Genomic DNA, 14,906 nt, shown 5'->3' with positions numbered 1-14,906 from the left:
CAAAGGCATTTTGCTGCCTTTGGTACATCAATTCTGTTGGGATAGCTTAACTCGCAAGTCGACCTAAACACACGTTCACATCACTGGCGGTGCCGCATTGGCGGGTTTCTTCAAGGCTTAGCGCCCCTGCAAATACCCCTTCTGGTACCTCTCCATTTTGAAGGCGTTGTGCGTGTACTCGCTGATGAAAATCACCTGAGGTCGCGAAAGCACTTACTTCTTCTGCGCTGTAAAGGCTCATCGCGTCAGTGCCTACCTGGTTTTCACCTTGCAATGCACGGTGGTTTTGCACCTGCGCGTGGAAGTTATCTGAGCCCGCGAACATTTGCGTCTCTTCAAGTGTATAGCTTGCTTGTGCGCCAGCTGCGAAAAGACCCAAAGCCATAACTGTAGTAGCGATTACTTTTTTCATATTCAATTCTCCGACTAAACCGTTTTTGAGAGTGCGAGTTTTTCTCGCTTATTGAGATGATGGCTCTCGGCGTTTTGCCTTGGCCTCATCTCTCTTTGATGGGTTTATAATATCAATCCGAACTGAACATAAATTGAACGAATGTGACGATCGCCACGAAAGCTCTTATCAATATAAAAAGCCAAAATACAAACCTGTTGATATCAAGGTGACAACCAATCAGTTACGAACCTGTCACTCGGGTGTCCAACCAATTCTCAAAGTGGCTACCTAGCACTAATGGGTGATCAAGCGTTTTCGGATCGGCGTGTTCACCCACTTTCTCGGTATAAAGTAGTAGATCAACCGCATCTAATAGCGTGTCGTCCTGAGTATCCTTTGCGTAGCTGATGGCTTCTTCATTACTCATGTGGAAGCGCTGATAGCCCATATGTTCGGCATATTTATCGGCAGCCTCATTGATGGTCATTTTTTCTGGGCCAAAGAGGGTAAGGCGGCGATTAAACAAGCTTGGCTGCTGGTAACTGTCTACTACCGCATTGGCAAAACTCTCTGCACTGACCCAATGCAATGGCTGTGTTGCGTCACACATGGTGGTCACCGTATTGGTGTCCACAAGGAGTTCTAGCGTTTCGTAAAACCAACTCGGGAGATAGGTCATGTAATGAGTCCCTGACTCCTTGAGTAACTGCTCGGCCGCAAGTTTTGCTTTGGTATCCACGCGAAAGTCATTCTGCGGATAGGCGGTCGCGGTGGAGATCATCGTGATCAATTGGGTGTGCGTTGGCTTCGCTCGCAGCACGGCTTCAGTACCTTGAATGTGATTCTTTTCATAGGTTGCCGGAGAGTTGCCACTCAAGTTGATGTGAATCGCATCCGCATCATGCAAAGCCTGTTCGAGCTGGGCGGGATGAAACATATCCGCTTCTCTTACTGTGATATCAAGTTGCGGGTTAAATACGGCGGCGGCCTTAGACGCATTTCGTGACACCACAACAACCCGATATCCTGCACGCGCAAATGCTTCACTCACGGGTTTACCTAGCATGCCTGTTCCACCAATCACTGCGACAGTTTTAATCATTGTGCTGTTCCTTCTGTTAGCTCTTCTCATCGAATAGAAACAGTCTACCGCTAGCCAATTCACTTAATAATGGGTTAAATTGACTATCAGTTTCTCAAATATGGTGAAATTAATCAGAGGTAGATATGGATATTCAAGCGAGCTTTTGGTTTGTCACCGTGGCTAAGCTGGGCTCTTTTAGCAAAGCGGCAGAAGAGCTCGATCAACCCGCCAGCACCGTCAGTCGACGAATTGCCCATCTTGAAAAAGCGATTGGTCGCCAACTGTTAGTGCGAAATACACGCAACATGCGTTTAACCGAGTCTGGGAAGGAGCTGTTGGCACTGATGACCAACCTCGACCGCGACTATCTCACCGTTTTAGATTGGGTCAACAGCCATGGCGCCATCTCTGGCAGGTTTCGCGTCACCGCCCCAAACCAGTTTGTAGAATATCCGCTGAGTGATTGGTTAATTGAGTTTAAACAAAGGCACCCAGACCTTGTGATTGAAGTGGTAGGTAGTAATGAATACTTAGACTTTTATCAGCATCGTATTGATCTGGCGTTTCGGCAGGGGCCATTACCTGACTCAGGCTTACATCAACGGCGCATCTTCAGCTTTGAGTATGGGTTGTATGCCGCCCCTTCATACCTAGAGCAGAGAGAGAAGAAAGACAAGCAGCTGCAAGAGGATAGCTTGGCATGGCTGAAGCAGCAGCAAACCGTGGGCGTTGGCGCACAAGGGCGGCGCTTTCCGTGGTCTTTGAATGATGGCGGTAAGCTCACACACTATACCCCAACCACGAACATTCTGCTGGAGTCTCCCGCTCAGGGCGTCCGTGCCGCAGTCGCTGGATTGGGCATACTCTACACCAATGCCTACGACGCACATCAAGCGGTAGAGTCCGGCAGTTTAGTCCCGGTATGCCGCTCCCTCTGGCCCGAGGCGATCGGTTTTTACATGGTCTTTGATGAAGCAAGGGTGAAATCTCAAACACTGCAGACATTTATGGCCTTTGCGAGCGAAAAAGCCCGACAGCTTCATCAACTGCCGGGCATATCCGAATAATTGCAAATACAAACGCTTGTTTGGTTTTCACCTTGAGAGACTTAGCCCATTTTGTGATCTAACCGCAAGATATGTTTCGTTCGGCGAGCTTTCTCGCTGAGTCAGTCTGTTGAGATAATAGCCGAATGCGAGTCGTCACAACGCGCGGATCTACTCAGTTTGTGCCACCAGCTTCCTCGCCAACTCAAAATCAAACACGGCGAGGGCATCTTTTATCGCTGCTTGTTGCGCGCTATCCCAGCGACCGAACTGCTCCAACTGATCAAAATATCGCACAGCCGCCACATCATTCCCGTCAACGGCGGCAAGAAATGCGTCGAGTTGTACTTGAACTTCTTCATCATTCACTGCCATATCACTCTTCCTACTCTCGCTAGGCTGCTGTTTTGCGTCGAGCAAACGCTGCAACGCCTCCATGATGGTGAGACTGATCTCTCGAACATCCGCCTCTTCAACCGCTTCACCTTGCTCTAACTTTTGCTCTGCCATCGCGGCGGCTTGTTCAATCGCGACTGCGCCTAAATTTGCTGCGGTTCCTTTAAGCGTATGCGCAAGATCCCGCGCTTTTTCCATTTTTTGGTGATTGTCCGGATGTTGAGAAAGACGACACAGCAACTCGAAATCGTCTTCATGCCGCTGCAAGAAGATGGTTAACAGTGATAAATAACGGGCGTAATCCCCTGAGCAAAACTGGCTTACTCTGTCGATGCTATCTACTTTAAGAATGGCTAACGCTTGCTGCTCTGGCTCACTCAGTACGGCATTGTCCGACCACGCCTCTTCCGGTGTTTTTACATGGCTAAACTCAGCTAAGAACTGATTCAAAATTCGATAGAGCTGTAGCATGACGATGGGTTTACTAAGGTGATCGTCCATACCCGCCTCATGGCAGGTATCAATGTCTCCTTTCATGGCATTCGCCGTCAACGCCACAATGGGCAATGCCTGCCAGCGGACACTTTCTCTCAATATTTTAGTCGCCTTGATCCCATCCATGACAGGCATTTGCATATCCATAAAGACGAGGTCAACATCGTGATCCTGAAGATAATCAATCGCCTCTTGTCCATCACTTGCGAGCGCTACTCGAATCCCAAGGTTCTCTAAAATGCCAGCAATGACTTCTTGGTTTATCTCGTTATCTTCTACAACCAATACGTCAGCGCCTTGATAGCTGATACCTGTTAAGGTTTCTTCAGGCGCATCAGGCGGGCACGCCAACGCCATGCCGTAGCAGTTCACAACCGCATCGACGAGGTTTGAAGGTGTAACCGGTTTCAATAACAACGCATCCACAAGATCATTGTTCTCTTCTCGAAGCGCAACTTCCCGGCCATAACCTGTGACCAAGAAGCGTTTCATCGGTTGCGCTTTCTGTGCTGGCTCTATCGCTTTCAACAGCTCAAAGCCATTCATATCCGGCATGTTCCAATCAACAAAGATCATGTCGAACTGGTTATGCTGTAACACATTTAACGCTTCACGACCCGACAACACCGTTGCGGCGCGAATCCCCATCCCTTCCAGTAAGCCAGCCAAAATAGTGCAGGCGTTACTGTTATCATCAACCACCAGTGCCGTCTTGCCGACGAAATGCGTTTTTTGAAACGCTTTGCTGCGCATCTTTTCCGCTTGTAGGCCAAATTCTAGAGTAAATGAAAACGTTGAACCCTCTCCCACCACGCTTTCAACCTCGATGGTCCCGCCCATCAACGCAACCAACTGCTGGCTAATTGTCAGACCCAAACCGGTTCCGCCGTACTCTCGGGTCGTGCTACCGTCAGCTTGCGTAAACGAGTCAAACAGATCATCAATCTTGGCTTGCTCTATCCCAATGCCATTGTCGATAACCCTAAATCGCAGACTGATAGTCTTCTCCGTTTGCGCCGCGATAGTCACGGCGACCACAACCTCTCCTTCGTCAGTAAACTTCACTGCATTGCTGCTTAAATTAACCAGCACTTGTCCCAAACGCAGCGGATCGCCCACCAAGTTAACAGGAATATGTGGGTCAATATCGAGAATAAACTCAACCTCCTTCTCGGCGGCTTTAATCGAAATCATCGAGGTCATACCATCCAGGACGTCATCTAAGGCGAAGTTAGTCTCTTCAACCGATAACTTTCCCGCTTCAATTTTCGAGAAGTCGAGGATGTCATTAATGATGCCAAGTAAAGTGGCGGCAGATTCATTGATCCGTGAAACATAACGGGCCTGCGTATCATCCAATTCAGTATTTAGGGCAAGATGGGCCATCCCCAAAATCGCGTTCATTGGCGTGCGAATCTCGTGACTCATATTGGCGAGGAACTCCCCTTTTGCCCGACTCGCAGAATCGGCCACTTCAATCGCTTCACGCAGTGCAATTTCCATCTGCTTGCGTTCAGTAAGATCGAGCAACATGCCGACAATGCCCGAGACATTGTTCTCATCGTCTTGAAACGCCGCTTCGAACACCACCATTTCATAGGCGTGATCACCTTCGGTTTCCAAGCGGATTTCATACTCTTTCTGTGCTTCCGTACCAAGCAACTCACCATGCACCTTGCTCATCGCTTCGGCCACATCCGGGGCAAACAGATCCCCCGGTCGGGCGCCGATAATGGCCTCCGCTGGGTGGCCGATCAAGTCAATGAACTTGGCATTGATGCGTTGATATTGGCGCGTGTTAGACAGGAAATACATCGGGTTTGGTGACGCATTGAGAATACTTTGATTGAGCTGCGATTGCTGACGGACGCGCATTTCGGCTTCGCGTTGTTGCTCATTATTGAGGTTAACTTGAATACTCAATGCCAGATCATTGAGGACTTTATCTAACCAGTCAAAGCTCCCTTTGGCGGGCGTATTGGCAGCACCCAGTTCAAGCAAAGCCACTGCCTCGTTGTTGACGTGCAAAGGAAAAAAGATCAACTCTTCTAATTGCAATATCCCGCCGTTAAGGTCAACGGAATATTTTCCTTTCAAATCTGCCATATGATACTTCTTACAAGACAACAGAATTTCGAGTTGAGTCAGCGTGTAACCTTGATGGGGGCTCTCGATTTGATCGTCATACCCCACACCGGCAAGACGGGTTAGTTTGCCCTCTTGATAGATATACATACCCACCATCTCGACAGGCAGGCTCCGCACCAAAAAGTGGGTCACTTCACGGCTCAAGCTCTGTACATCTCGGCTACGGCGCAAAATGATATTGAAATCTTTCACCAGCGTATTTTGAGTTAATTGACTGGCAACATGTTCAAAAACCACGTTTAAGCTATCCACAAATTGCTTTAGGTCACCACGCACTCGCTGATCTAACGTGAATGCAAAGTCTTTCTGCTGCACATGACTCACCACTTTTTTCAGCAACTTACTCAACGGGAAGATGTAAAACACCCAAAGCAACATAAACGCCAGTGCCACCACAAAGACCAAGGTGCTCATTAAAGCGAGGTTAAGGGATTCATAACGCTCTGCTGCTTTGTCTCGAGTCAGCACTTCGGCCTTCATACGCTGCACAATCACATTATGTGCATTGCCGATTGCCGTCATGATCTTGGTTTTTTCTTCGAAGTAACGCTCGCTAAACAGCAAGGCTTTTGCCAATGGCGGGTTGGGTTTTCCAGTGTCAATCACCTGCCCGAGCGGCCCTTTTTCTTTTCCAGCCATCGCCAAAAACGCCTGCTTTTCAATAAGAACAAGATCATCTGACAGTGCCAAAGCGGCTTGCAACTCGACAAACTCCACGGGCTGTATCCCGGATAGACGAATGCGAGTAAGCAGAGGTTGCATCCTACCTACGGGCTTTGTGAATACAAATGCATCAGGATGACTAACAACGCCACTCCAGAACTGATATTCCTCTCCTTCAGGGATCACCAACTCTCCACTTCTAACTGCCAACACCTGTTCATACAACTGCAACCACCGTGCTTCCCCTGTCGACACATACGCGCGCGCAAATCGACTCAATAGCTCAGAGCTCTCCTGTAATTCATGAGAAAGCAAATAGAAAGTCTGTAGCTGTCGGTTATAAAAGCTATTTTCATCTCGCAACTCAGAAATATTCATCGTCACGTTAAACATTGCAGCGGAACAAAATGAAATAACAACAAACAGCATTATCAATAAGGATTTAACCGACCCCATTGAATCACCTAACGATAAAATCGCCCACGTAATAAAAATCACTCTATACTTATTAATAATAATATTAGTAAAAGAAGTTATTTAGTCAAATTTTGAAGGAGTTAGGCAATGCTATTATCTAACCTCAGTGACTGTACGGTCTTGATCGTCGATGATTCCCCAGAAAACATCACATGGATGTCTGAGGCTCTATCAAGTTTTTATCAAATAAAAGTCACCACCTCAGGCAAAGAAGCACTTAAACTATTAAAAAACAACCAGATAGAACTTGTTTTACTCGACATAATTATGCCGGGTTTAACTGGGTATGATGTCATAAAAGAGATACGACGAGATCCCAAAACCCATGATATCCCTGTCATTTTTCTTACCGCAAAAGACACCAAAGAAGATGAGAAAATAGGGCTAAAATTAGGTGCTTCAGATTATATACACAAGCCTATTAATGTCTCAATTTTGAAATCAAGAGTAAAAACCCACCTCCAAAACAAGCGCTCTAGAGATATTTTATCCAACCAGAATGATTATTTAGAAAAGGAGATTAAAAATCGATATGAAGAATTAAATCAGATGCAAGATGCCATTGTCTATTCCTTAGCCGGACTGGCTGAAACACGCGATCCAGAGACGGGAGATCACATACTTAGAACGCAATATTACGTAAGAGCATTGGCGGAGGAGCTCTCTCAGAAATCCAAGTACCATGAAAAGTTATGCGATAACGTCATCGACGCTTACTTTAAAGCGGCCCCACTGCATGATATTGGCAAAGTGGGGATCACCGACAATATCCTTTTAAAACCGGGAAAATTGACCTTTGAAGAGTTCGAAGAGATGAAGAAGCACCCCATGCTAGGGCTGCAAACACTGCTCAAGGCTGAAAAGCGGTTAGGGAAGCCCAATATGCTGCTAAACGCAGCAAAAGAGATTGCGTATGGTCACCATGAAAAATGGGATGGTAGTGGTTATCCAGAAGGTTTGAGTGGTGAAAATATTCCATTGAGTGCGCGCCTAATGGCATTGGCCGATGTCTATGATGCATTGATTAGCCGACGTGTGTATAAAGACCCAATGAGCCATGATGCAGCCAAGTCCATTATTGTCAAAGGCAGAGCAAACCATTTTGACCCGGAAGTTGTCGATGCATTCCTCGCTATCGAAGACAAGTTTATCGACATCGCTGAGACGTATAGCGGGTGAGCTCATCGCAGTATTGCCAATATCTCATTCCCACGGCATAGCACATGAGCTAACGTTCAGGGTTCAAAGCTCGCGAGAGGCATTGAACAAGATCTTGTTTGAAAACGGATCGACAACAGTAAAGCAGTGTCCTCCCCAAGGGGCTTCCTCGATCTCAGGCTTGCAATAAGGGTAGGCTTTCGCGCTAATTTCCTTAAACAACGCATCGAGATCGCTGACGTTAACAAATAGCTTGCTGCCCGGCGTGCAATCGCCTGAATGCTCACTGAGATGCAGCACAAAATCACCTTTTGACACTTGCATATACAATGGAAAATCATCCCCAAATCGATGCTCCCAATCCAGCGTCATTCCGAGAAATCCAAGATAAAAGTCTTTCGCTTTTTGCTCGTCAAAAATACGGGTGATAGGGATAGTCTGCGATTTCATCGCCTCTGCCTGTATGGTTCTATTCAGATGATTGAGGCTACACCCTTCAACATCAGTATTCATCCACAAATATCTTGGCAGTAATTTAACGCATAAAACATCACACCCTACAAATGCAGGGCGTGATATATCGCTCTAACCTCGAAACTACGCTTTTTCCCCAAGATGCAGCCATGTCTCTAGAACTGTATCTGGGTTAAGGGAAACAGAGCTGATCCCTTGTGCCATGAGCCAGTCAGCAAGATCATCGTGATCAGAAGGACCTTGACCACAAATACCCACGTATTTGCCAGCTTTATGTGCGGCTTGGATTGCCATGGTTAACATGGCTTTCACCGCCTCATCTCGCTCATCAAAGAGATGGGCGATATCGCCAGAATCACGATCTAATCCCAGTGTCAGTTGGGTCATGTCGTTCGAACCAATCGAGAAGCCATCAAAGTACTTCAAGAACTTGTCCGCCAGCACCGCATTGGAAGGCAGCTCGCACATCATGATCACCTTTAAACCCTGATCACCACGACGAAGATCGTGCTGCGCCAATAAATCAATCACCGACGCCGCTTCGCTCACAGTACGGACGAACGGGATCATGATCTCGACATTTTTCAGCCCTTTCAGCCCTCGAACTCGCTTGATCGCTTCACATTCCAGTGCAAAGCAGTCTTGGAACTGGTCCGAGATATAACGAGATGCGCCACGATACCCGAGCATTGGGTTTTCTTCTGTCGGTTCATAGCGCTCACCCCCCAATAGGTTTCGGTACTCGTTTGATTTAAAATCCGACATCCGCACAATCACACGCTTCGGCCAGAATGCCGCCGCAAGCGTTGAAATTCCTTCCGTCAGCTTTTCAATGTAAAACTCTACCGGGTCCGCATAACCCGCAATACGCTTGTCAATGTCCGCTTGAATCTCTGCGGTTTGATCATCGTAATTGAGTAAGGCTTTAGGGTGAATGCCGATCATTTTGTTGATAATGAACTCTAGACGAGCCAGACCAACCCCTTCATTCGGGATCGTCGCAAAATCAAAAGCGCGATCTGGATTACCAACGTTCATCATGACTTTTAACGGTAAATCAGGCAGGTCGTTCACCGAAGAGCGGCGAATTTCAAAATCTAGCTCACCTTGATAAACATACCCCGTTTCACCTTGGGCACAAGAGACAGTCACTTGCATGCCGTTCGTCAATTGCGCTGTCGCCTGACCACAACCAACAACGGCTGGAATACCCAACTCGCGAGCGATAATCGCTGCATGACAGGTACGACCGCCGCGGTTTGTGACAATCGCCGCGGCTTTTTTCATCACTGGCTCCCAATCTGGGTCAGTCATATCCGCTACGAGCACATCGCCCTCTTGGACCTGATCCATCTCATCTAAGGAGTTCACGACACGCACCACCCCAGCACCAATGCGCTGACCAATCGCACGGCCTTCTGTGAGTACCTCAGCTTGTTGGTTTAGATGAAAACGCTCCATCACATTCTTATCATCACGCGAGCGCACCGTCTCTGGCCTCGCCTGCACGATAAGTAACTCTCCCGTAACACCGTCTTTTGCCCACTCGATATCCATCGGCCGGCCGTAATGCCTTTCAATGATCAAAGCTTGCTGCGCCAACGCTTGGATCTCTTCATCGTTAAGCGAGAACTGACCGCGTTCTGCCTCTGTGGTATCCACAACGTCAACTTGCGTGCCCAACGCTTCGCCTTCGGCATAAACCATTTTGATCAATTTAGAACCAATGGTACGGCGTACTACAGCTTGATGGCCAAATTGCAAACTTGGCTTATGAACATAAAACTCATCAGGGTTCACACTGCCCTGTACCACCATTTCTCCAAGACCCCAAGATGAAGTGATAAACACCACTTGGTCAAAGCCAGATTCGGTATCCAAGGTAAACATCACCCCTGACGCCGCCTTGTCTGAACGCACCATACGTTGAATACCCGCAGAGAGTGCAACGCCTTTATGATCAAAACCTTGGTGAACGCGATAAGAAATCGCTCGATCATTGAACAATGAGGCAAACACATGCTTCACCGCTTCAATCACCGCATCAATCCCGCGTACATTCAAGAAGGTCTCTTGCTGACCAGCAAAAGATGCATTGGGAAGATCTTCTGCCGTCGCAGAGGAACGCACTGCGACAGACAAGCGATCATCGCCTTCCCCAAGCTCGGCATAGCAGCGGCGAATGTCTGCCTCTAGCTCAGGCGTAAAAGGATGCGCAAGCACCCAATTGCGAATCGTCTCTCCTGTCGATTTCAACGCCTGTACATCGTCCACATCCAGCTTGTCGAGCAACGCATAGATGCGGTCATTCAAGCCTCCATACTCAAGAAACTGATTAAACGCAAACGATGTGGTTGCATAGCCATTGGGCACTTTCACGCCTGCATTAGCGAGGTTTGCCACCATCTCTCCGAGGGATGCGTTTTTACCACCCACTTTATCCACGTCATTCATTGATAAAGCGTCGTACCAAACAACATTCTGTTGCATGGGTTTGTCTCCTTGTGATTGGGTCTGTAGAGTTTTATTAGGGTTTCCTGTTACGCAAACGATTGGCTGGCAAATTAAAAAAAATGCTTCAGCGTCACATTTACTCAGTTTAAACCCTTGTAAGGTAAGTACACCGTAAAAACCACACTACAAATAAATTTTAAGGGTTCAACTTTTTATGCAAGCCAAAACTAGTTTTCGTGATGTGTTTTATGTTTCCGATGGTACGGCAATCACTTCTGAGACAATGGGACACGCTGTTTTAGGTCAATTTTCCATCGAAACTAAACAGACCACCGTCCCTTTTGTGGAGAATATTGAGCGCGCAGAAGAAGTTAAGCTATTGATAAACAATGCTTTTGAAAAGAGAGGAACGAAACCGTTAGTCTTCTATTCCATTGTAGTGCCAGAAGTGCGAGAAATTATTGAGCAAGCCAATGGCCAATTCTATGACGTGCTAAAGACCCTTGTGGAACCGCTAAGCCGTGATCTGGGTCTCACTCCAACCCCTAAGCTACAACGTTCACATAGTATTAACCGAGATGCCCGAAGTTACATGGACAGGATCGCGGCAATTGAATACACATTGGCGCACGATGACGGCATATCCCTTAATAATCTTGAAGAATCCGACATCATTTTATTAGGCGTTTCGCGCTGCGGAAAGACCCCTACAAGCCTCTATTTGGCCATGCAATTTGGCATTCGCGCCGTGAATTATCCTTTCATTCAAGAGGACATGGACAGCCTAAAATTGCCGTCAGCCATTGAACCCTACCGCTATAAAACCTTCGGCCTAACCATTACTCCAGAGCGCTTACATGCCATTCGAGAAGGAAGAATGGCGAATAGCGAATATGCCAGCCAAGACCAATGTGAGAAAGAACTCGGTAAGGTAGAAGCGCTCTTTAGAAAAGAAGCTATCCCCTATCTCAATACCACGTCGTTATCTGTTGAAGAGATTTCAACACGCTTACTGGATATGAGCGGCTTACAACGCAGAATGTGCTGACAAATCGAGAGCATAAAAAAGCCCCGGAGAATGATAACCAGCCATCATCGTGACGAGAAAATTAATTCGTTGTTCTTTTAGTCAGTCCGGATTTATTTTCTGGTGTATTCCACAAGCCATGAGATTCAACAATGGAAGAGATTCAATTTCGGATGGGCAACCGACGCTTTTATGATGACAAAGCCTTTCCTCGCGGATTTGCAAAATCCGGTAACTTTACTCGTCAAGAAGAAGAGTTGTTAGTCGCCTACGGCGGCACCATGTCTGATCTGGAATCTGGCCGTATCGCCCCAGAGAACGACGATGAGTACCATTTCTTGTTTGTCTTACATGATCCTAGCAAAGCAAAAAGTAAGCTAGAAAAAGTGTGGCTGAAATACGTCAAACTTGCTCGTGAACGCAAGCCGTACTACACCCTAAACGTCAAGCGTGCCGCTTTTGGCTGGCCAAATCGTGATTTTGAAGCCACCACTGGGGAAGAGTATTACGAGGAAGACTAACCCTGCTGTTCAAGTCATCACTCATTGGACTCTCGCGACGATAAGCAAAATTCATCGTCAGCAGAAAAATTGTTCGCTTTCCACACCGCGATACTCAGATTATCTTTCGCACCTCATCGCTGAATGAGGTGCTTTCACTTCTTCAGTCTATTATTCGTATCCGGATTCTCCGGCTTTTTATTTGGAATCGACCATTATGCGCATTGCTATTCTTTCGGTTGAAAAAAACTGCTACTCCACCCAAAGACTAAAAGAAGCTGGAGAAGCCAAAGGGCATCAAGTCGATATCATCGACACCACGCAATGTTACATGGATATCACCAGCAGCTCTCCGACTGTTCATTACAAGGGTGAGGTGCTGCCATATTACGATGCGGTCATTCCGCGCATTGGTGCTTCTATCACCTTTTACGGAACGGCAGTGGTTCGCCAATTCGAAATGATGGGCACATTTGTGGTCAATGGCTCGCTCGCGATCAGCCGCTCGCGCGACAAACTGCGTTCGTTGCAGCTATTGTCACGCAAAGGCATCGGCTTACCTCGTACGGGATTTGCCTGTAAATCCGATGACGTCAAAGATGTGATCCAAAATGTCGGCGGCGCGCCTGTGGTGATTAAGCTACTCGAAGGTACACAAGGGATTGGCGTGGTATTAGCAGAGACTAACAAAGCCGCAGAAAGCGTAATCGAAGCCTTTATGGGATTGAAAGCGAACATCTTGGTGCAAGAGTTCATTAAAGAAGCCAATGGTGCCGATATTCGCTGCTTTGTGGTTGGCAACCGCGTTATCGCTGCCATGAAGCGCCAAGCGCAAGATGGCGAGTTTCGTTCTAATTTACACCGTGGTGGCTCTGCTACCTTGGTAAAACTGAGCAAAGAGGAGCGACAAACCGCGATTAACGCTGCAAAAGCGATGGGGCTAACACTGTGCGGCGTTGATATCTTGCAATCCGCGCGCGGCCCGGTGGTGATGGAGGTGAACTCTTCCCCAGGCTTAAAAGGCATTGAAGCAGCAACAGAAAAGGATGTGGCAGGCTTGATCTACGAGTACATCGAAAAGAACGCCAAGCCAATGGCATTAAAAAGGCCCGCTTAAAACGCTCACCATCAGCATTCTTGGTAAGGGATGCTGATGGTGACAAACTCAAGCTACACCAAAAAGCGTGAATCGCTGCGCCTTTAGAAACGGTAAAGCAATGACACGTTACCCGCCAAAATCTCCGTATCATAAAACGCAATATCGGACTCAGCTTTCGTCCACGCTAACCCAATTAACACGTCCCACTGCGAGTGATTCAACACATTCCGTAGCAATAAAGAGCCTGCTAGCCCGACACCTTGGGTATTCGCCTTACGCTCAAACACCGGATTTTCAGCGTCGTAACGAATATCCGACAACATCGCACTTAAGGCCAATGTGTAGTTTGGGGTAAATTTCAGATAAGAGAGTTGCCCCACATACACATCCATCGAACTGGCTGCGCCAATACGGTCATGTCGCGCATAAGAGGCTTCTGGAATGAGAACTTTTCCAGCGCCAAGGTCTATGGTCGAAATAAGATCTATTTTGTGAATATCACCATCACGCTTTAGCATCGCGGCTTGCTCAACGGTCAAGATACCTTCATTGACCAATGTCTCGCCGCTGCGGTCATGCTCCACTTCCACATTGCGGTAACTGTAGCTGACACCAACAGGCTGCCCGAACATGCTGTCCCAGCCAAAACGCACCCCTCGCGCATCCCTTTCTACACGTGTACGTTCAACCCCGTGTTTAAACGGGTCTTGCCACACCTCAGCCGGTAAGGATGAAAAGAGATACCCCGCCGAAAACACCCCGAGATCGTCGCGCTTATGTCGAATACCAAGTTGCTGAGAAAAATCGAGGCGAACCAAATCCGCTAAGGCATTACCCAACATGATTTCTGTCTTGCTGCCTTCAAAGGTATAGCGAACATCAATTTGGATATCAGGAGAAGTTGCACGCGCTTGCGATGGTGACGAAAACAAAGAGTCCGTATTGCTGTTATCAAGATCAGCAAAGCGGTTACCGCCAAGAAAGTTAGATTTCACATCAAAAATTGCAATACCTGCACCCACTGCACCTGAAAAACCACTATCCTCAGAGAACTCTGTCGTGGTCGCAAATGCAGCAGAATGTAACACTGCCATTGTCCCTAAAATCACATTTGCGTACTGTTTCACATCCACCACCCTATTCGATTTTGAAGTCATAAAGGCGGAGTTTTACGTGCAAATTTTCACCGCATCAATCACTCAAAGATGCGATGATTTAAAGCTGAAAGTTTAAACAATGATTGATGGGAAAAAGTAGATAGAATTTCTTTTCGTCCTTTAAGCGTGTTCAACTCTCCTCCATTATGTCGATAAAGTGCTCGACAACCATCCAATGACACTATTGACATATCAACCGATTACATTTTCATAGAAATCAACCTAGGCTTGCAAATTTTCACTCCCGCAAACAAAAATAATGGACGAATAGTCCACGCCTTTAATATTGCACTAACCTAGATAAGTGAAATAAAGAAGTGAAAAATTCTCTAAT

Annotated in this window: 11 protein-coding genes; 5 read left to right on the top strand and 6 right to left on the bottom strand. The window is 47.1% G+C overall.

The genetic code is table 11. The features are described from left to right. Positions 1-46: 46 nt before the first annotated feature. Positions 47-412 (bottom strand): hypothetical protein, encoded by a 366-nt coding sequence (locus TSUB_RS17175; protein WP_087023145.1) that lies wholly within the window; start codon positions 410-412, stop codon positions 47-49. A 223-nt stretch (positions 413-635) separates the two neighbouring features. Next, positions 636-1,496: an SDR family oxidoreductase gene (locus tag TSUB_RS17170; RefSeq protein WP_087023143.1), complete on the bottom strand. Its 861-nt coding sequence runs from the start codon at positions 1,494-1,496 to the stop codon at positions 636-638. A 125-nt stretch (positions 1,497-1,621) separates the two neighbouring features. Between TSUB_RS17170 and TSUB_RS17165 the strand changes: the two genes are divergently transcribed. Further along, positions 1,622-2,545: a LysR family transcriptional regulator gene (locus TSUB_RS17165; protein WP_087023142.1), complete on the top strand. Its 924-nt coding sequence runs from the start codon at positions 1,622-1,624 to the stop codon at positions 2,543-2,545. Positions 2,546-2,695: 150 nt separating this feature from the next. Here TSUB_RS17165 and TSUB_RS17160 read toward each other — a convergent pair whose 3' ends face one another. Continuing rightward, positions 2,696-6,682 (bottom strand): hybrid sensor histidine kinase/response regulator, encoded by a 3,987-nt coding sequence (locus tag TSUB_RS17160; protein ID WP_159064959.1) that lies wholly within the window; start codon positions 6,680-6,682, stop codon positions 2,696-2,698. Between the two features lie 108 nt (positions 6,683-6,790). On the opposite strand from TSUB_RS17160, the gene TSUB_RS17155 reads away from it, so the two are divergent. Next, positions 6,791-7,882, top strand: coding sequence for a response regulator (locus tag TSUB_RS17155; protein WP_087026594.1), 1,092 nt, complete (start codon positions 6,791-6,793; stop codon positions 7,880-7,882). Between the two features lie 63 nt (positions 7,883-7,945). Here the strand turns inward: TSUB_RS17155 and TSUB_RS17150 are convergent, their stop codons facing one another. Then, entirely contained in the window at positions 7,946-8,311 is a 366-nt protein-coding gene (locus TSUB_RS17150) for a glyoxalase superfamily protein (protein ID WP_087026598.1), read from the bottom strand. Positions 8,312-8,458: 147 nt separating this feature from the next. Further along, positions 8,459-10,825: a phosphoenolpyruvate synthase gene (ppsA, locus tag TSUB_RS17145; RefSeq protein WP_087026601.1), complete on the bottom strand. Its 2,367-nt coding sequence runs from the start codon at positions 10,823-10,825 to the stop codon at positions 8,459-8,461. A 178-nt stretch (positions 10,826-11,003) separates the two neighbouring features. On the opposite strand from ppsA, the gene ppsR reads away from it, so the two are divergent. From ppsR to rimK, 3 genes are all read left to right on the top strand, one after another. Further along, positions 11,004-11,837 carry a posphoenolpyruvate synthetase regulatory kinase/phosphorylase PpsR gene (gene ppsR, locus TSUB_RS17140; protein ID WP_087026604.1) on the top strand — a complete coding sequence of 278 codons (834 nt, stop codon included), beginning with the start codon at positions 11,004-11,006 and terminating at the stop codon, positions 11,835-11,837. A 131-nt stretch (positions 11,838-11,968) separates the two neighbouring features. Then, complete coding sequence (locus TSUB_RS17135; RefSeq protein WP_087026606.1) at positions 11,969-12,337, top strand: MaoP family protein; 369 nt, start codon at positions 11,969-11,971, stop codon at positions 12,335-12,337. A 196-nt stretch (positions 12,338-12,533) separates the two neighbouring features. Beyond that, a complete protein-coding gene (rimK, locus tag TSUB_RS17130; protein WP_087026609.1) occupies positions 12,534-13,433 on the top strand; it encodes a 30S ribosomal protein S6--L-glutamate ligase in 900 nt (299 codons plus the stop codon). Positions 13,434-13,516: 83 nt separating this feature from the next. Here the strand turns inward: rimK and TSUB_RS17125 are convergent, their stop codons facing one another. After that, on the bottom strand, positions 13,517-14,542 hold the full coding sequence (locus TSUB_RS17125) for a DUF2860 family protein (RefSeq protein WP_159065060.1): 1,026 nt from the start codon (positions 14,540-14,542) through the stop codon (positions 13,517-13,519). Between the last annotated feature and the right edge of the window lie 364 nt (positions 14,543-14,906).

Source organism: Thaumasiovibrio subtropicus (genome assembly GCF_019703835.1).
GTDB classification, from domain to species: Bacteria; Pseudomonadota; Gammaproteobacteria; order Enterobacterales; family Vibrionaceae; genus Thaumasiovibrio; species Thaumasiovibrio subtropicus.
This window is presented reverse-complemented; position numbering and strand designations above follow the sequence as displayed.